This window comes from Microcoleus sp. B13-B6, from assembly GCF_036705405.1.
GTDB lineage: Bacteria > Cyanobacteriota > Cyanobacteriia > Cyanobacteriales > Microcoleaceae > Microcoleus.
This window is the reverse complement of the sequence record NZ_JAUBUJ010000037.1, coordinates 52,061-72,332: the sequence shown is the minus strand read 5'-3', so window position 1 is coordinate 72,332 and position 20,272 is coordinate 52,061. Positions and strand designations below refer to the sequence as shown.

General features: G+C 44.4%; 7 protein-coding genes and 1 pseudogene. All 8 read right to left on the bottom strand.

From position 1 onward, the window contains the following. Positions 1-188 (bottom strand): annotated as a pseudogene (locus tag QUB35_RS18250) (IS630 family transposase); the annotation flags it as partial. Positions 189-313: 125 nt separating this feature from the next. Further along, positions 314-685: a helix-turn-helix domain-containing protein gene (locus QUB35_RS18245; RefSeq protein ID WP_333143194.1), complete on the bottom strand. Its 372-nt coding sequence runs from the start codon at positions 683-685 to the stop codon at positions 314-316. A gap of 100 nt (positions 686-785) precedes the next feature. Next, on the bottom strand, positions 786-2,879 hold the full coding sequence (locus tag QUB35_RS18240; RefSeq protein WP_333143193.1) for an iron uptake porin: 2,094 nt from the start codon (positions 2,877-2,879) through the stop codon (positions 786-788). A 402-nt stretch (positions 2,880-3,281) separates the two neighbouring features. Then, the gene (pstS, locus tag QUB35_RS18235; protein WP_333143192.1) at positions 3,282-4,298 is read right to left on the bottom strand and encodes a phosphate ABC transporter substrate-binding protein PstS; all 1,017 of its coding nucleotides are present in this window, start codon (positions 4,296-4,298) and stop codon (positions 3,282-3,284) included. Between the two features lie 41 nt (positions 4,299-4,339). Continuing rightward, a complete protein-coding gene (locus QUB35_RS18230; RefSeq protein ID WP_333143191.1) occupies positions 4,340-4,831 on the bottom strand; it encodes a hypothetical protein in 492 nt (163 codons plus the stop codon). A 296-nt stretch (positions 4,832-5,127) separates the two neighbouring features. Further along, positions 5,128-5,898 (bottom strand): gamma-glutamylcyclotransferase family protein, encoded by a 771-nt coding sequence (locus tag QUB35_RS18225; RefSeq protein ID WP_333143190.1) that lies wholly within the window; start codon positions 5,896-5,898, stop codon positions 5,128-5,130. A gap of 123 nt (positions 5,899-6,021) precedes the next feature. Further along, positions 6,022-13,485, bottom strand: coding sequence for an amino acid adenylation domain-containing protein (locus QUB35_RS18220; RefSeq protein WP_333143189.1), 7,464 nt, complete (start codon positions 13,483-13,485; stop codon positions 6,022-6,024). Between the two features lie 2 nt (positions 13,486-13,487). Beyond that, positions 13,488-20,174, bottom strand: coding sequence for an amino acid adenylation domain-containing protein (locus tag QUB35_RS18215; protein ID WP_333143188.1), 6,687 nt, complete (start codon positions 20,172-20,174; stop codon positions 13,488-13,490). Positions 20,175-20,272 lie beyond the last annotated feature (98 nt).

Sequence of the window (20,272 nt, the reverse complement as noted above, 5' to 3'; positions counted from 1 at the left end):
ATATATTCAAACTCTCTTCTTGCAACTTTCCCTGGTCGCATTGGTAAGTCTTTTTCGAGACGCTCAATCGCTTGAATTCCTGTCATCTCATCAACCGATATAGTGTGTTCTCCATTTTGACTGCGTTCAATCGCAGTCAGATATAAGCCTGTAATATCTTTAACTTTTGCATCAAATTCTTCATCCACAGGGGGGGGTTAACCAGTAGCGCGAGGCGTGTGGTTTAATTTCTGCTTCTTCTAATAATCTGCCAACATGGCGGACTGATATACTTTCAATAATGCCTTGAAACATGATTTCCTCCGCCAGTTCTCTAGCTGTCCAGTGACTTATTGGTCGTCCATAATCGGACGGTGAGGAACAGGCTGCAAGCAAATAACTCGGTTACTTGTTCCATGCTAAATTTTACTGGTGCACCAACACGCTCTCGATCTTGTAATCTTTGCAAAATCGATAAGTCTTTTCCCTCGCTTTCCAACCATCGGTTTCGCCATAAGCGAGCCATCTGTCGGTTAATCTCTAGGCTTCGGGCTATTTCACGATGGTTTTGACCATCTGATGCCATCAGAATGATTTTGGCTCGTAGCACGATCTGTTGCGGCGTGTTGTGTCTCTTGCTCAACTGGTTAAGTTGATGACGCTCGCCATCGCTTAATTTTAATGTTTTAGGCATTAATAAGGCCATATATGACTCCTTTATCACCTACCGAAACTGGTCTAAACTAACTATGTTATTCTACCACAAATATAGTCTGTCTACTTACGCCGAGCTGTACTAGTTTTAATTAAAACGTAAAAGTAGTTCGGAATAATCCAATCCAAATACTATCATTAGCAGCATTATGCTCAGGATTAGTAATCAACAAAACTCCCGGAGTAATAAAGATGTTGTTAGTAAGTGGATAACGATAAGATAGCTCAAAATGCAGCGAACTATCGCGGTCTAAGCGAGAAGAAACATCATTACTTGTCACCTTCGGGGGCATCCCAAAGACAAAATTTAACTGACTCCCTAACTTACCCAAATCTGGCACTACCGCAGTAACTGCCCAACTCCAGATATCGGCACTAGATCCCTTTGAACCATCTAAACTATTAACACGGGGCGAAGACTCAGCCCTAGCATTAAAATAGCTAACCCAAGCGCCTAAAATCAACTTATTGCTCAACTTATAAGTAGATTGTAAGCCATAAGCATTAGAAGAAGTCGCTGTACTTTTTCCAAAAGGTGACTGAGCAAATATACTGCCTTTACTCCCCGTTACATTAACAGTTGAACCGCGTTCAGGAGCGTAGTAATGACCGTAGGTAAAAGCGATCGCTAACCTATTAGATGGAGTATAAGTTAACTGAGTTAAAGCAGTATATTGACCGCCAAATAGTCCCTCAACTGGATTGCTACCACTCATAGTTGAATAACTGACACCAGCGGCAATTTTATCGGTAAAATTATAATAAACTACAGTCCCCGTACCCGAAGCAAACGAATAGATAGGACTTTCACCACCAAAATTAGAAATAGAAGAAACAGGATTAAGTGCAGGGAAAATGGGAGTAGGATAGTTTGCACGAGGTGCAATCATTACTTTACCGCGTTTACCTATAGGAAACTCATACAACAACGAGCCTAGCTGAAGCTGAATATTATTGGTAGTGTTATCGGTAGTGTTAACGGCACCAATCAGGCGAGTCATATCTGTTCCTGTAATACTACTACCAAAATTGCTGACATTTCCAGCCCGAATGCTAGTACGTAATCGGTCTCGACCTGTAAAGCTGGTATCAAAGTTGAGATTTAGGCGCGCTGATAAGGTGAGATTTTCATTCAAGTCGTCCCGGGGCTTTTCCCCAGGAGGAACAGCTTTCTCGTCTCCAAAAGCACTAATTAAATTAAAATCTACTGTTCCCCGGAGCACTGTAGTAGTGCTAAACTGATTTTCGTTGAGAGAGGTTACTCGCTGTTCTAAATTATCTATTTTAGCGGTGAGAGTTTTCAGTTCAGTAGCAAAATCTGCTTGTAGCCTTTGTACAACTGCCAACTCTTCTTTATTGGGGAATGTATTGCTTAAGCTATAAATTATACGTCCAACTTTAATCAAGCAAGTATTCAAGGCAGCAGCAAATTCATAACGGGTTATAGCACGATTACCCTCGAAAGTACCTTTGCCAGAACCAGCAACGCAACGATATTTTTCTACCAAGCTTCGCAGCGCTTCATAAGCCCAGTCCCCCGGACTAACATCTCGCAAGTCTGTGACACTGGTAACTTCCTCCATAGCATCTGGTGGTTGGCTATATAGTTGGGGCGGTTGTAATTGGTTAGTAGGAATTTCTTGGACTTGAGGTTTATCATCCGCGTTAACTGAGGGCAACCTATTACCAGAAGATACTTGGTTTTCTAATGTGTTAGAAATTACCTTTGAATTACTCAGTAATTCTTCCCAATACTTCTCGGATAAGACTCGATCTCCCCTAACCTCCTTACCTTCGATCTGGCTTAAGGAGGGGGGGACATAGCCCTCCTCCTTTCCAAGAGGAGTTGGGGGAATATTCGACGATTCAATATTACTAACCGACAAGTCTTGGGATTCTTCCCCAAAATCATTTGAGTTTAAAGTTGTTACAGATAATGGACGCAGAGATTCGTTAGTCGTATTAATTTCATCAGTTGATGTAAGCATAACATCTGAAGGCTCTGCCAATCTAATAACTTGCTCAGTAGCCTCATTCTTCTCTGGCAAATTCGCAGTTGTAGTTGTTTGAAAGTCCGGTAATGGAATATCGGCAAGATTTGCTTGCCCCAATACAGGGGGTAATATTAACAAGTTACAACCCAGTATTAATGAGGTTAGCGGCAACGGCAGACTCAATTTGCTCATAATTTCTCTTTCCGATCGTACATACAATGGATAACAAACCTTTTTATCTCCGAAGGCAGGAGGCAGGAGGTCGGAGGCAGGAGGCAGGAGGCAGGAGGCAGAGGCAGGAGGCAGAGGCAGGAGGCAGAGGGCAGGAGGCAGAGGCAGGAGGCAGAGGGCAGGAGGCAGAAGGAAAACAGCCCTCTGTTTCCTGCCACATCGGAGGGAACAAGGGTTTAAGACCGAAGGCAGGAGAAGTCGAATCCCCTACTGAGAAAGCTCCTCCTGCCTCTTGGGGAGCATCTCATATTTGTAAAAACACTTGTTCTGGCTCCTTCCTTCTTCCTCTTTCCTCCTTCCTTCTTCCTCTTTCCTCCTGCCTCTTCCCTTCTGCCTCCTGCCTCCTGCTTCCTGCCTCCTTCATTAAGGACGAACTCTAAATTCATTATTGGCAGTTTCAATCACTTTATTAGCTACATCTTCAGGAATTTTAGTGTACCCTAATTCTCGATTAAATCCTTGACCTTTAGTTAGAATCCATGTCAAGAAGTTCTTATTAGCTTGGACAAGAGTTTCATTGGGATACTTTTCATAGAACAGTAGCCAACTCAAACTAACCAAGGGGTAGCCATCTTCGGGGTCATCAATATCTTCCGTCGTGAAGTCATCGTTAAACTTGATATTAGCTAGGGCTTTTTCAGTCTCTGCCAAAGTTGGTTCCACGTAACGACCAGCCCGATTTTCAATCTTAGCTGTAGCCAGATTATTCTTACGAGCAAAGCTTGTTTGCACATAGCCGATCGCACCATCAATCCTTCGTACTTCTCCAGCCACTGCACTATCTTGAGGAAGGGCAGCGAAAACCTGAAATCCCCAATTAGGTTCCCGCGCCGCTTCTATCTTTCCCCCCGTAATTTTTCGCAAGTATTTAGTGAGGGTGAAGGTAGTACCGCTACTATCGGATTGAACTATAACTTGAATCTTTTTGTTAGGAAAACGGGAATCAACCTGGTTCCAATTGGCAATTTTGCCTGTGAATATTTGTGCCAGTTGCTCGCGAGATAACTTGACATCGGAGGTCACATCTTCAAGGTTGTAAACAATGGCTATTGCCCCTCCTCCTGTGGGTACCATCAGCAACCCATCTTCTATCTGATTTTTCTCAATTGGGGTAGGAATTAAAGTAGTACCTCCGAAGTCCAGTGTTTTATTGATGAACAACCGAATACCACCTCCACTGCCAATGGAATTATAGGTGAACTTGACGCCTGTTTCCCGTTCGTATTCTGCGCTATAGCGCTGATAAAGAGGTTCGGAAAAAGAAGCACCAGCACCCTTAAGTAATTGAGCAAAAGCAGCATTCGTAGTGAAAGCAATTGTTGTTGCAGTTAGTGTGGCAGCGACAATTCTCTGCCAATTACGGAGCGTAAATCTCTTCATGGATCTGTGCGGCAAAATTGCATATTTTGACTGTTGATGTGCTAAATATTGATTTTCTTGCGGTAAATGACGACTTTATTACCATCAGCAGCAATTTCTAACCAAAAATCCCGAATGACAAATTGATAGAAAAATTCGCCAAGACGGGTACTCCGCCAAGTGCTGATAAGTGGGTCATTAGGTGCCCATTTTTTGAAAGCTTTTAGAGCAATTTCAGGGACTCCACTGGACTCTATTTGCTCGTCAACTTGAATAAGAGTGCCAGTGGGAGTAACTTGTACTTCAACTTCAAAGCCTTGTTGGTTTTGGCCTCGGAGTATGTATATTAATGAACCATCTGACTTGAGTTCAATTCGGGCTTGATTAAATGCAGCGTTTGTCGCTGTCTTTGCTGAAGACATTGCGGGAAGTGCTACTTCTTCGAGGGGTATTTTTCGGACTATTCCTCCTAGATTTTGGGCTATTAATGAACTTCCACTGTCAGTAAAAGACTGAGCTTGAGCCTCACTCAAATAAACAGAGGAAGTTAGCATAGCTATTCCTGTAAGTGTTAACAATTTCTGCCAATTTGTTGCATAGAAAATTATCATTTTTTTGGTTGGTTGTTTGTTGTTCATTATTTTTAAAAGTGACAAATTGCCCAGCGAATCAATCCTTTCTCTCCAGCGTCAACCCAGTCAAGTAACCTCTCTTGCATTTTTGTGTAATTATCTACTCACCTAACTGTACCATACTTACCTGGAATAGGCTGTATGTTAAAAGAGCGTATGTGACAGTTGAGGGTGCGGAATGGGGGATTAAGGAATCAAGCTAAGCAATCCTATTGAATTTACTCGATATAAATTTGCCGGAAATAATTGGGCAGTTGTTCATTGATTAATTTGTCAATTGCTGAAGATCTTGGTTGATAGAAAAAAGGTTGTCGTGGATAAATCCGATCATTAGCCCAATGTTCAGACCAGTCGGTAGTTGTAGTAATACACTGTCGGGCAAAATCCTTGAGATTGTAGCGTTCTTCCTGTTCTAAGCAACCTGATAAAAATATGTCAACATAAGACTGAACAATGGGATAGCGATCGCTCGGTGTAGCCATACTTTCTTGCTTAAGAGTATAAATCCATGCTTGCCCAGGCTCTACCAGTAGGCCATCTCTCAGTACAGTGAATTCAGATGGGCTAACTAAGCGGCGACAATAGAAATATTCTCGTTTATCGGTAGCTAACAATTCTGTCGGGTCTGTGATTGAGTATATAACACCATTCAAATTGCTATTAGGCTGAGGAACTACTCCTAAATAGGTTGCATCAAAACCAATACGTCCCCCTTTAGCAAACCAACCACGCCGATAACCCCGTACCTTAACTGGATAAGCAGTACCAGCCCTAGGAGTGGTGCGTTGCCTAGAACTATCTTGCATGAGACTGCCATAACCAATGATGTATTGTGGCTGTTTGGAGTCTGGAGGTGGATAACAGTTATTCTGTTCAGACGTAGCAGAATTTAAGTTTGATTCTGCCTGAGTTATTTTCTGAGGCAGAACTACTAATAAAGTTAATAGTAAGCCTGACAAACGAAAAAATGGCTTTTGTTGGCTAATCATGTTTTTTTCTTGCTTGTCGATTGGATATAAAATAATTATGCATTATTGGCAATAAACAACCAATAAATTTCAGCTTGGCAAGGTCTGCGACCACTGCACAATATTATTGCACAAATGAGTAACTTAATCTCTCTCACTTCTTCTATTTGTATCAAGGTCTGATTCCTCAATCATCTGAGATCGCTCAATGCAGATTGTCAGTTGTTGTGCTAAAACTTGAACGTGAGGTTCATTTAGCATTGTGAAATGGTCACCTGGAACAAGGTGGATATCCACAGGTTGAGCAGAAAACTTGTTCCAGCCTAATCCTAGTTCATCTAAAGTTTCCGAGTAGGCATGACTAACAGCATCAATCTCGCTAGCCCTGAAAAACTTAATCTGAGATGGATAGACTGTTTGTGGCATATAAATAGAAGCAGTTTGATGGTTAGCTTTGAAAACTTGCATTAAGCCGCGAAGTTGCTTTATTCCAACAGCGGGTGGCAGTAAATTGACCATTTGTAACTGCTGTTTGAAGTAGTTCAGTTGCTCCAGAGGATCAAGAACGAGGAGAGCTTCGTCCGATACGTTTAAGCTCTTTCCGTAGATACTTTCAAATTGGCTAGCAATCATGTTCAGCCATCCAGAATCATCAAGACTATGAACATCTACTTCATTAGTTAGATAACCTGGTACACCAGAATCCAAAAGGGCAAGTAGAGCAACCTCATAACCCCGCTGATGTAATTGAGTCGCCATCTCAAAAGCTACCATACTTCCAAAGGAATGACCGCCCAAAAGATATGGTCCAGAGGGTTGAATGGACTGTATTGCTTCAATGTAACAAGCTGCCATGTCCTCGATTCGTGTGTGCGGCTCTGATTCCCCGTCAAGACCGAGTGATTGCAATCCATAAAACGGTTGCTCTTTACCTAAATGATGGGCCAGGTTGTACAAGTTGATGGTATTGCCACCAACTCCAGGCACGCAGAAGAAAGGCCGCTTAAAACCATTAGGCTGAATTGCTACCAAGGGAGACCAATTTTTAGCATTTATAGGCTGGCGGAGAGTAGTCGCTAGTTGTTCAATAGTTGAGTTTTGGAAGAGAGTCGCCAAGGGAAGATTTTTCTTGAATTGCTGCTCAATCCTCGCCATCAATTGCACCGCTAAAAGAGAATGACCACCCAGATCAAAGAAGTTATCTTTTACTCCAACAGGGTAAATTTGAAGAACTTCTGCCCAGATTTGTGCCAGTTTCTGTTCCACGATGTCTTGGGGTGGAACAAAGCTAGCTTGCATAGCGAGGTTGTTTGTATCAGGGGAAGGCAGGGCGCGGCGGTCTACCTTACCGTTAGGAGTTAGTGGCAACGACTCCAACATCACTATTGCATTTGGCACCATATATTCTGGCAGCTTGGTTTTCAGGAATTGGCGCAACTCGCTGATTGTGGGTGCTGTGTGCTGTTGTGCCACGATGTAGGCGACTAAGCGTTGGTCTCCTGGGTTGTCTACTGTTGTTGTAGCGACAACTGAGTGAACGGATGGGTGTTGGTTTAGTACCGCTTCTATCTCGCCCAATTCGATGCGAAAGCCCCGTACCTTAACCTGGTGGTCAATGCGTCCTAGGTATTCGATATTGCCATCGGGTAAATAGCGTGCTAGGTCTCCGGTTTTGTAAAGCCGGGAATTTAGGTTAGCGCTAAACGGGTTGGGGATGAATTTCTCTTGTGTCAACTCTGGACGGTTGAGGTAGCCTCGCGCTAAACCTGCACCACCGATGTGCAACTCTCCTGGTACGCCAATCGGTACTGGTTGTAAGTGCTTGTCTAAGATGTAGATTTGTGTGTTGGCGATCGGGCGTCCAATGAAAATCAAATTCTCTGAGGATTCAACCTGATATATTGATGACCAGATGGTGGTCTCTGTGGGACCATAAAGGTTCCACAAGGAAGTGCTCCTTGCTCGCAATTGACTGGCTAGCTCCCAAGGTAAAGCTTCACCTCCACAAAGTATTTTTATTGGACTGCCACTTTGCCACTTGGTTTCTAGAAGTAATCTCCAAGTAGCTGGGGTTGCTTGCATGACTGTTGCCCTAGATTTGACTAACAGGTCTAACAACTGTCTTCCATCAAAGGTCACTTGACGACTGGCTATCACCACACAGGCACCTATAGTTATAGGCAGAAAAATTTCCAGAGCAGCAATGTCAAAAGTAATGGTGGTAACCCCAAGGAGTATATCTTCTTCTGTAATGCCTGGCTGGTGGTGCATGGCAGATAGAAAATTTATCACAGCATTATGTGAAATTTGAACACCTTTAGGCTGGCCTGTAGAACCGGAGGTATAAATCACATAAGCCAAGTTAGTAGCTTGCACACCAGTGATGGGATTGTCCTGAAAAGACCCACAGATAAGTTGCCAGTCAGTATCCAAAAAGACTTGCTGCGCTTGATATGGTGGCAGCCTGTCAACCAGTCCCTGTTGCGTCAGGAGCACTCCTACTTGAGCATCTTCGAGCATAAAGCTCAAGCGCTCAGTAGGATACTCTGGGTCAAAGGCTACATAAGCCCCACCTGCTTTGAGAATCCCAAGTAGTCCTACCACCATTAAGAGTGAGCGTTCTACACAAATGCCCACCAGCACCTCACGACCAACGCCCAAACTCCGCAAGTAATGCGCCAATTGGTTAGCGCGACAATTCAACTCATGATAGGTCAGTTGTTGATTTTCATATACCACTGCTACCGCATCCGGGGTGCGTTGTGCCTGCGACTCAAACAACTGATGAATACACAAATCATGAGGATACTCTACCTGAGTCGAGTTCCACTCCACGAGTAACTGTCGTTGCTCAACTTCACTCAACAGGGGCAGTTGCGAAATTAGCCCCATCGGATTGGCAACAATTGCTTCAAGCAAGGTTTGGAAATGACCTGCCGTCCGCTCAATGGTACTGCGATCAAACAAATCTGTGTTGTACTCCCACACACCCACCAGCCCCGAAGCCGTGTTCTCCATGACTAAGGTCAGATCAAACTTTGCCGTTGCGCTTTGTCCTGGCAATGAAGTGACCGTTAAACCAGTCAGCTTTATTTCGGGCATAGGGGCATTCTGGAGGACAAACATCACCTGGAATAGTGGTGTATGGCTTAATGAACGTTGTGGCTGCCAGGCTTCCACCAGCATCTCAAACGGCAAATCTTGATGAGCATAAGCATCGATTGCCATGTCCCTGACGCGACCCAATAATTCGGCAAAGCTGGGGTTGCCCGAAACATCAGTACGCAGCACTAACGTGTTGACAAAAAAGCCGATTAACCCCTCAATTTCACTGTGATTGCGGTTAGCAATGGGAGACCCTACCAGAATGTCTGTCTGTCCTGTGTAGCGGTAAAGTAATGTATCATACGCTGCCAATAGCGTCATGAACAAGGTGACTCCTTGTTGCTGACTTAGTTGTCCCAGCGCCACAGTTAGCTCAGAAGACAGTGCAAAGGTAAAGTGTTCCCCACGCTCAGTTTGCACAGGCGGTCTGGGTCGGTCGGTGGGTAGCGATAATAAAGCTGGTGCGTTGGTCAGTTGTTGTTGCCAATAAGCCAGTTGGGTTTGCAGGACATCACCTTGCAACCACTGTCTCTGCCACAGTGCAAAGTCCGCGTATTGTACAGGTAGTGGCGCTAGGGGTGTTAGCGTAGCGTGCCCCAGGCTAGGCTGCCCTTGACAAAAAGCATTGTATAGAGAACCCAGTTCCTGAACAAACACACCCATTGACCATCCATCACTGACAATGTGATGCATACACACTAGTAATATGTGGTCTGTCTCGGACAGCACTACTAATGTTGCCCTGATTAATGGTTCACTGGCTAGGTCAAACGGTTGAATAGCTTGTGAACTCGCTAATTGCTGTGAGGCGATTTCTTGCTCGGTTGTGGGTAAATGCTGCCAGTCTAGAATTGACGGCGTCCAATCCGTTTCTGGGTGAATGATTTGAACGGGTTGTCCATCTACTGTGATGAAGTTGGTGCGTAAGGCTTCGTGGCGATGAATGATTTCTCGCAAGCTTTGTTCTAAGGCTGTCACAACAAGCTGACCTTGCACTCGCCAAGAAAGTGGCATGTTGTAGTAAGCACTATTGGGCTTTAGCTGGTCTAAAAACCACAAACGCTGTTGAGCAAATGACAGGGGTATGTCTGCATTCCTTGGGGTTGCTAAAAGCGGTGGGTAAGTCAGTTCTAACTGCTGTTGCTGCCACTGCTCAATTTCTTGCGCCATTTGTGCAACGGTTGCTGCTGCAAACACACTGTGCAATGGCAGTTCTACTTTGAAGGTGGTGCGGATGCGTGAAATCAGTTGGGTTAAAAGCAGCGAGTGTCCCCCGAGTTCAAAGAAGTTATCATGTATGCTCACTTGCTCTACTTTGAGGACTGATGCCCAAATCTGCACTAGCATTTCTTCGACGGGCGTCCGCGGGGCGACAAATTTGTCTAATAGTTCGCGGTGTAACTGTGGAGAAGGCAGGGCGCGGCGGTCTACCTTACCGTTAGGAGTTAGTGGCAACGACTCCAACATCACTATTGCATTTGGCACCATGTACTCTGGCAGCTTGGTTTTCAGGAATTGGCGCAACTCGCTGATTGTGGGTGCTGTGTGCTGTTGTGCCACGATGTAGGCGACTAAGCGTTGGTCTCCTGGGTTGTCTACTGTTGTTGTAGCGACAACTGAGTGAACGGATGGGTGTTGGTTTAGTACCGCTTCTATCTCGCCCAATTCAATGCGGAAGCCCCGTACCTTAACCTGGTGGTCAATGCGTCCTAGGTATTCGATATTGCCATCGGGTAAATAGCGTGCTAGGTCTCCGGTTTTGTAAAGCCGGGAATTTAGGTTAGCGCTAAATGGGTTAGGGATGAATTTTTCTTGTGTCAACTGGGGACGGTTGAGGTAGCCTCGCGCTAAACCTGCACCACCAATGTGCAACTCTCCTGGTACGCCAATCGGTACTGGTTGGAGATGGGTATCTAATAAATAAATTTGGGTGTTGCTAATGGGACGACCAATAGGCACTATAGATTTATCGCTTTCCCTTTGACACCTCCAGAAAGTGACATCAATTGCTGCTTCTGTGGGACCATAAAGATTATGCAATTCGGCATTTACAAGCTTAAAAAAGCTTTGCTGGAGTGCAAAAGGTAAAGCTTCACCGCTACAAAAAACTCGCTTGAGAGATGTTAACTTTTCCACCCCTGGTGCTTCCAAGAACACCTGAAGCATTGAGGGGACAAAATGCAGAGTGGTAATATTCTCCTCGGCAATCAGGTTGACTAAATATGCACTATCTTTATGTCCTTCCGATTTGGCAATTACTAAACGAGCGCCTCTTATTAGAGTCCAGAAAAACTCCCATACTGATACATCAAAACTGAAAGGAGTTTTCTGGAGTACCGCATCACTTGCTGTTAGTTTATAGGTTTGTTGCATCCAGAGGAGACGATTATAAATCCCCTGGTGCGTGTTCATTGCTCCCTTTGGTTTTCCTGTAGAACCGGAGGTATAAATCACATAAGCCAAGTTACCAGCTTGCACAGCAGTGATGGGATTGTTGCGAGGAAACCCACAGATAAGTTGCCAGTCAGTATCTAAAAAGACTTGCTGTGCCCCGTGCTGTGGCAGCCTGTCAACCAGCCCCTGTTGCGTTAACAGCACCGACACTTGAGCATCTTCGAGCATAAAACTTAAGCGCTCAGTAGGATACTCTGGGTCAAGGGGTACATAAGCCCCACCCGCCTTGAGAATCCCCAGTAGTCCCACCACCATTTCCAGCGAGCGTTCTACGCAAATGCCCACCAGCACCTCAGAACTAACATCCAATGCTCGCAAGTGGTATGCCAATTGGTTAGCGCGACAATTCAACTCTTGGTAGGTCAGTTGTTGATCTTGAAACACAACTGCCACGGCATCTGGGGTACGTTCAACTTGTTCCTCAAATAACTGATGGATACACTTATCAGATGAATAGTTTACTTGAGTGTTGTTCCATTCCACCAACAATTGATGGCGTTCTGCGGTCGTCAACAGTGGTAATTCTGCAATTCGCTCTTGAGGATTGGCAACAATTGCTTGGAGTAAAGTTTGAAAATTTTGGGCTATGCGAGTAATTGCTGTTGCATCAAATAAATCAGCACTGTAATTCCAGACACCCTCTAAACCTCCTGAAACTTCCCGGTACTGAACTTCCAGGTCAAACCTGACCTGTTCATCAATTGGCAAAGACATGTCTTGGATAGTTAAACCTGGCAAATCCCAAGAAGATTGTGGGGTGTTATGGAGAGAGAACATCACCTGTACTAGGGGATTACGGCTCAGATCTCTTTCTGGCTGTAGCTTTTCTACTAACATCTCAAAGGGTAAGTCCTGGTGGGCGTATGCTGACAATGTGGTTTGCCGCACTTGCGCTAAGAAGTCAGCAAAGCTGGGGTTGCCAGAGAGATCGCCCCTTAATGCTAGGGTATTAATAAAGAAACCTATTAGCTGCTCGATGCTCTTGTTGTTGCGGTTAGCGATCGGGGAGCCAACAACAATATCTAATTGACCAGTGTAACGAGAAATTAAGACCAAAAAAGCTGCTAGTAGAGTCATAAACAACGTTGCATCTGACTCTTGGCTCAACTGCTTGAGGCGTTGTGTGAGGTTGCGATCGAGTTGAAAACACTCAACTCCACCTCGAAAGGTTTGAACTGGGGGTCTTGGTTTATCAGTAGGTAGTTCTAGTGCAAAAGGGGCATCCGCTAATTGTTTTTGCCAGTAACCCAGTTGCTGATCGAGGACTTCGCCCGTAAGCCACTGGCGTTGCCAAACTGCAAAGTCAGCATACTGAATAGGTAATTCAGGTAGTGGGTTCGGTAATCTTTGAGCCAAAGCTACGTAAAGCTGAGATAACTCACGTTTGAAGATGTTCAAAGACCAACCATCGTAGATGATGTGGTGCATCTTCAATAGCAGTACATACTCTTGGTCACTCAGTTGGAGTAAAGTGAATTGTATTAAGGGGTCAACAGCTAAATCAAAGGGCTTGGAGGCAAAGGACTCCGTTATCTGTTGAATCTGCTCGGTTTGCTCCTGGGCTGACAATCCCTGCAACTTATGAATTTGCAAAGTTACGGCAGTGGGAGGAGCAATGCGCTGAACAGGTTGTCCGTCCACGGTAGGAAAAGTGGTTCTTAAGACTTCATGGCGGCGAATGAGTTCACTAAGACTTTGTTCCAGTGCAATTATATTCAGCGACCCATATAGTCTTTGAGCATCCAGGAAATTATAAGAACGACTGTTTGGTGACAAACGGTGCAGAAACCAGAGTCGCTGTTGGGCAAAAGACAGTGGTAGCTCACCGTCCCGTGGCACTTTTTGAATGGGCAACTGATAAGAAGTCTTAGCCTGCTTTGCTTGCTGTAAAAACAGTATAATTTCTGTTTTACGCCTAGTTATTTCCTGAAGTAACGTTGGAGTTAACACTCCTTCAGGTGCATGACAGCGCAAGCGATCGCCATTTGCCTCTAGGTTAATATTCAAGTTGCTCAAACCGCCGAGAAATTCAACAATACTGTTAGCCATGCTCATAACTCCACTATTTCTACGTTAACTTCTTTTACTGGCAAATCTTGTGTTGCCCAATTCATTACTTTCATGTAGTCTGCTATCCCAGCTACTGTAGGAGACTCAAACATTAGCTGTATAGACAGCTCAAGTCCAAAAGCTGAGTTGATCTCCAACAGCAGTTGAGTAGCTAGTAAGGAATGACCACCAAGCTCAAAGAAGTTGTCATTAACGCCAATACGTTCAACTCCCAGAACTTGACTCCAGAGTCGAGCCAGTTGAGCTTCAATTGGGGTGCGAGGTAAAACAAAGCCTGTAGAAAGATTTCTTGTGACTGTATCAGGGGAAGGTAGGAAGCGGCGATCTACCTTGCCATTGAGTGTTAACGGCAAGGCATTGAGAACGACAAAAGCCTGCGGCATCATGTAATTGGGTAGCTTTTGTTGGATATATTCACGCACCTGCGGCACCAGTTTCTGGGCTAACTTACCACGTAGAGGATTGTTACTATCGTTAGTCCAGGGCTTGTTTGTAACGTGCTGGAGTAACGTTTTGTGATGAACAGCAGGCACTAAGTAAGCCACAAGACATTTATCACCAGGGGTGTCTTCTCTTACTACTACAACACTCTCTTGTACCAAGGAGTGTTGACTTAAAACTGCTTCAATTTCGCCTAACTCGATACGAAAGCCTCGAATTTTTACTTGATTGTCGATGCGTCCTAAATACTCTAAATCACCATTGGGCAAATAGCGTGCTTTATCCCCTGTTTTGTACAGGCGTGCTTGGGGGGCATTGCTAAAAGGATGAGAGATGAACCGTTGTTGTGTCAATTCCGGACGATTCAGATAACCAAGGGTGACCCCAGCACCACCAACGTACATCTCGCCTGGAACGCCCACTGGTACTAGCTTTTGATATTCATCTAACACATACACCTGTAAGTCGGGAATTGGACGACCAATTATACTTGCCGTGCCATTCAAATCAGCTTTGCTTAAGGGACGATAAGTAACATGTACAGTGGTTTCCGTTATTCCATACATGTTAACTAATTGGGGTGATGGGTCGCCGTGGCGCTCAAACCAAGGCTGCAAGCTCGACAGTTCTAAGGCTTCTCCACCAAAAATGACCAAGCGTAATTTCAAGTGGTTAATAGTTGCTATTGACTCTTCTGCTTGAATTAACTGGCGGAAGGCGGAAGGCGTTTGATTGAGAATTGTGACCTTTTCTTTACACAGCAATTCATAGAAGGATTCTGGCGATCTCGTCACTAAGTATGGCACTACTACCAGTCGTCCACCATACAGCAATGCACCCCAAATCTCCCATACGGAAAAGTCGAATGCATAAGAGTGGAAAAGTGTCCATACATCTTGGGCATTGAAGTTATACCAAGAGTTGGTGGCTGCAAACAGACGCACGACATTCTTGTGATTGACTAAAACGCCTTTGGGCTTACCTGTAGAACCTGACGTGTAAATGACGTAAGCGAGGTTATCGGGTGTTGCAGTGTTTTCCAGATTTGACTCATTGTTTTGAGCAACTGTTAAGAAGTCTGTATCTAAGCAAACGACACGCGCTTGATGTTTAGGAACAGACTTTACTAATTGTTGTTGGGTTAACAGTACCGAAAGTGGAGCGTCTTCTAACATGAAACTAAGACGGTCTTGGGGATACTCTGGATCGAGTGGTACATAAGCACCACCTGCCTTGAGAATTCCTAACAGCCCCACAATCATTAAGAGCGATCGCTCTACACAAATGCCTACCAGCACATCTGCTCCCACACCCAAAGAACGTAAGTAATGCGCCAACTGGTTAGCGCGACAGTTTAATTCACGATATGTAAGATGTTGATTTGCATACACTACAGCCACTGCATCTGGGGTACGCTCTACCTGCTCCTCAAAGAACTGATGAATACACTTAGTTTGAGGATAATCTACACCTGTATCGTTCCACTCCAGCAACAGTTGATGACGCTCTTGCTGTGTGAGCAAGGGTAGTAAAGCTACTGATTGCTGTGGATTTGCGGTGATTGCCACAAGCAAATTCTGGAAATGCTTCATCATGCGTGCGATCGTCGCCCCATCAAATAAATCACTGCTGTAACAGCAAAAACCCTCAAGACCTTCCGGGGTTTCCCACAAGTGTAGTTCAAGGTCAAACCGCGCTGCATCAAGTAGCCAAGGCATTTTCTCTACTCTTAAGCTAGGCAGATCCCAAGGAGATAAAGGTGCATTCTGGAAGGCAAACACCACCTGTACCAGTGGGTTACGATTCAATTTTCGCTCCAGTTGCAACTGTTTGACTAACATCTCGAAAGGCAAATCCTGATGGTCGTAGGCGTTTTGAGTCACCTCTCGTACCTGGGTCAATAAGTCTGCAAAGGTCAGTTCTTTTGATAAATCGAACCTCAGTGCTAACAGATTGACAAAAAATCCAATTAACCCTTCGATTTCTTGGCGGTTGCGATTGGCGATTGGCGAACCAACTACAAGATCCGTTTCTCCGCTGTAGCGAGACATTAACACCACAAAACCCGCCAGCAGCGTCATAAACAAAGTGCTTCCCGACTCTTGGCTAATCTGTCGAAGCGCAGAAGTTAGCTTGCGATCTAGTTGAAATGGCTCTGTCCCTCCTCGAAACGTCTGGATCGCTGGGCGAAGACGGTCTGTAGGCAATTCCAACAAAGGTGGTGCTCCGGCTAACTGTTCCTTCCAATAGTTCAACTGACGCTCTAGTACTTGATTGGTCAGCCATCGGCGCTGCCAAATGGTAAAGTCGGCATACTGTACAGGTAACTCTGGTAACTCAGGAGAACTATCCGTGACAATGGCTCTATAGTGGGCAGATAATTCACGGTTCAAAACGCCTAATGACCAATCATCAGCAGCAATATGGTGAATGGCGATCAGCAGTACATAGTCCTGCTGAGCAACTTGCCACATCTTGACCCGCAACACAGGAGCTTTAGCCAGATCGAATGGTTTGTAAGCTTCTTTTATTGCCAGTTGCTCCACTTGTTTCCAGGGATCTGCCACATTTTGTATATCTACCACTGGCAACGTTATGCTTACATTGGAGGCTATTATCTGTACTGGCTTTTTATCCTTGATTTCAAAGCGAGTACGCAGAACTTCATGGCGCTGCACTATCTTCTGGAACGCCCTTTCTAAAGCTTTAATACTGAGATTCCCTACTAAACGTACAGCGAAAACTATTGTGTAAGCAGCACTTTCACCTTCCAACTGGTGCAGAAACCACAAGCGCTCCTGTGCCCAAGATAAAGGTATGTCTTCTTTGGAGGAAACTGGTGCAATCGTCGCAGGAAGCGTAAGACTCGAACTGGTTTGAAGTTCAGATAAGATGACTTCACTTAACTGAGCAACTGTTGGCGATTCAAATAAAGAACGCAACGGTAACGAAGTTCCAAAGGCTTCTGGTAAGCGTGAAATCAGTTGGGTTGCCAGCAGCGAGTGGCCCCCGAGTTCAAAGAAGTTATCATGTATGCCTACGCGTTCTACTTTGAGAACCGATGCCCAGATCTGCGCTAGCATTTCTTCGATGGGTGTGCGAGGGGCAACAAATTTGTCAAATGAGCGATGTAACTGTGGGGCAGGCAGGGCAAGGCGGTCTACCTTACCGTTAGGAGTCAGGGGCAAGCTATCTAGGAATACAAAACTTGTAGGTATCATATACTCGGGCAGTTTCCGTCTGAGTATATGGCGGAGTTCGTCAGTTGTAACTGGCTGTGTGAGAACAATGTAGGCTACTAGGTGTTTGTTACCTGGTACGTCTTCGGTGGCTATAACCACGGTTTCGCGTACACTAGGGTGTTGAGCGATCGCGGTCTCAATCTCTCCCAACTCAATACGGAAACCCCGAATTTTGACCTGAAAATCCTTTCGTCCTAAAAATTCAATGCTACCATCTGGTCTGATACGACCCAGGTCTCCTGTGCGGTAAATTCGCCTCGAACCACATTCTGGATCGCTTAAAAAAACAGCTCTTGTCAAGTTGGCTTTGTGCCAATAACCGAGCGCAATGTAAGGACTTCTAACCGCAATTTCTCCGTAGATATCAGTCTTTTCACCAGCTTCATTTAACAAGAAAACTTCCGTTTCTTCAAACGGATAACCAACTGGGACGGTATTGCGAGTAATTTCTGTTTGCTTATTGATTAAATATTGCAAGTAAAAGCTTGATTCTGTCGCTCCTAAACCATTGATCAATATACATTGGCTGGAAAAATGTTTTTTATATAAATCAACATCTGTTTTAACAGCTTCCTCTCCCCCTAAGACAACTAGACGGATATTAGTCAGATGCTCATTCCCACTCAAAGTGCTAACAAAGTACCTATATAAAGTTGGTGTTGAGTGATAGATTGTAATATGATGCTGTCGCAAGCACTGGGATAGATGAGTTAAACCTTCCTCCTTGATATTGATTGGGTATAAGGTTGCACCATTTAAGATAGCAGCAAAGATATCTATGAGTGCAGCATCAAAGCTATAGGATGATAACAGGGTCAATCCATCTTGCTCATTGATGTGAAGATTATTCGTGTAGCTTTTAATGAAATACAGAATATTTCGATGGTTTTGAATAACACCTTTCGGCTGTCCTGTGGAACCTGATGTATAGAGAATGTAAGCAATAGTATCTGGTGAGATTTCCAGCTTGACTTCATTAGAAGAGTCAGTCAAACTCATGTCATCTATATTAATGAGCGGGACAATACCTTTAGTTAATTCTTGGGCATGGGCTAAGTTCTTGTTGTTAGTAAGAACAGCACTAGCCCTTGAATCTTCTAGAATATAAACAACTCTGTCACTGGGATAATTTGGGTCTAGGGCAATATAGGCTTTCCCAACCTGCAATACTCCCAAAATCCCAGCAACCATTGGTGCATCGTGTTCAAACAATAAAGCTATTCTTTCTTCTCCCAATGTGCATTGTTTCAGGATTATCTGTGCTACTTGATTGGCACGGCAGTTCAATTCACTATATGTCCAATGATAATTCTTTGTATGGACAGCGATATTATGGGGATTTTTCCTAAATTGCTCTTGAAACCTAGCTGGGATTGATTGTTCAATATCTTGTTTGCGAAATTCAATGAAGGGGTTGGATGGACAGACAACGTTACCACGGCTTTTTAAATAGTAAGGTTCCGTTTTTGTTAACAGAGGTAAGGTAGAAATTTGCTCTTCTGGGTTAGCGACGATACTTTCTAGCAATGTCTGGAAATGAACCGCCATCTGCTCAATCGTGCTGCTATCAAACAAGTCAGTGTTATATTTCCAGATACCTTTGAGCGGTCTGGTTACATCAAAAATGGTCAAAGTTAAATCACAAGGAACCCCTTTTGACTCTGGAACTATAGACTCCACAATTAACCCATCACTATCCATAAGTGATACTTGTCCGTTACTCTGATGAGAGAGATCCCAGGCGAACGCCACCTGATAAAGTGGTGAACGGCTTGGGTCGCGTAACGGTTGCAGTCGCTCGACCAGCAGGGGAAAGGGATAGTCTTGATGTTCTAGCGCCCCTAACACACAAGAGCGTACTCGGCAAAGCAACTCTCGAAATGTAGGATTTCCAGACAGATTGGTTCGCAAAACAACGGGATTAGTAAAGTAACCAACAATCCTTTCAAATTCAGTCAGGCTGCGACCAGCCATTGGAGAGCCAATTAGGATATCTTCTTGATTTGTGTAGCGTAGTAACAGTACCTGGAATGCTGCTAGCACGATTGTGTAAAGGGTTACACCTTCTGCTTTTGCTAGTTCCAAGAGTTTGTGGGTCAGTTTTTCCCCGAAAACGAAAGAGTGAGAAGCGCCTTCATAAGTTTGCACTGGTGGTCTGGGTCGATCGGTTGGCAGATTCAGTATCGGCAATTCCCCAGCTAACTGATGTCGCCAGTAGCTCCACAGTCGCTCTCCTTGCTGACTTGCTAACATTTGGTTTTCCCACTGCACATAATCTTTGTATCGCAAATTTTGGGGTAGGAACGCTACGTCTTCGCCTATCTTGATGGCTTCATAAAACACCCTAAGCTCACTAACAAGCAATTCTAAAGACCAGAAGTCTACTGCTATGTGGTGTGCCGTCATTAACAGAATCACTTCCTTTGCACGCGAGGCTTCTGTTAATGTGTTTTTAATCAACAGATTAAAGCGTAGTACGGGTCCGTTGCTCAGGTCGAAAGGGCGATCGCTTTCACTCACAAGCCAGTGGTGAAAGTCATCTTGGCTCCAATTAGCAGCCTCTTGCACACTAAAGCAGAATTCTTGATTTTGTCGAATCGTTTGCATTGGTTCGCCGTACTCTGCGGTGTAGGTAGTTCTCAGAACTTGATGCCGCTCAATTAAACCGATCGCTGCCTGTCGCAATGCTGGAATATTTACATTTGACACTAAATGTGCTGCATATGCAACGTTGTAAGCAGTACTATTAGGTGCTAGTTCATATAAGAACCAAAGTGCTTTTTGCCTATGCGAAAGAGGGTTAGTTTGTACGGTATCAGTACGCTTTTGCAGCAAATAGATAATTTCTTCTTCATATTGTTTAACTTCTGCCAATAATTCAGGAGTTAATATGTTTTCGGGCGCTCGATAGCGGAGTGTATCTCCATCAGTCCACAGTTCAACGTTTTTTTCTGAAAGATTTTCAAGCAAATACTTTAAATTCATAATTACCTTACTGTAAATTAGCAAATCGGGTGCTTGAGGATGAGGTGGATTTAGTGGATGCAATTATTGAGGGACTTGAGAACAGAGGGAAGAAAGGA

What these genes read in the sequence shown, in the direction of transcription:
- QUB35_RS18245 (WP_333143194.1), bottom strand. Translation starts at nt 685, where the DNA reads ATGGCCTTATTAATGCCTAAAACATTAAAATTAAGCGATGGCGAGCGT.
- QUB35_RS18240 (WP_333143193.1), bottom strand. Translation starts at nt 2,879, where the DNA reads ATGAGCAAATTGAGTCTGCCGTTGCCGCTAACCTCATTAATACTGGGT.
- pstS (WP_333143192.1), bottom strand. Translation starts at nt 4,298, where the DNA reads ATGAAGAGATTTACGCTCCGTAATTGGCAGAGAATTGTCGCTGCCACA.
- QUB35_RS18230 (WP_333143191.1), bottom strand. Translation starts at nt 4,831, where the DNA reads ATGCTAACTTCCTCTGTTTATTTGAGTGAGGCTCAAGCTCAGTCTTTT.
- QUB35_RS18225 (WP_333143190.1), bottom strand. Translation starts at nt 5,898, where the DNA reads ATGATTAGCCAACAAAAGCCATTTTTTCGTTTGTCAGGCTTACTATTA.
- QUB35_RS18220 (WP_333143189.1), bottom strand. Translation starts at nt 13,485, where the DNA reads ATGGCTAACAGTATTGTTGAATTTCTCGGCGGTTTGAGCAACTTGAAT.
- QUB35_RS18215 (WP_333143188.1), bottom strand. Translation starts at nt 20,174, where the DNA reads ATGAATTTAAAGTATTTGCTTGAAAATCTTTCAGAAAAAAACGTTGAA.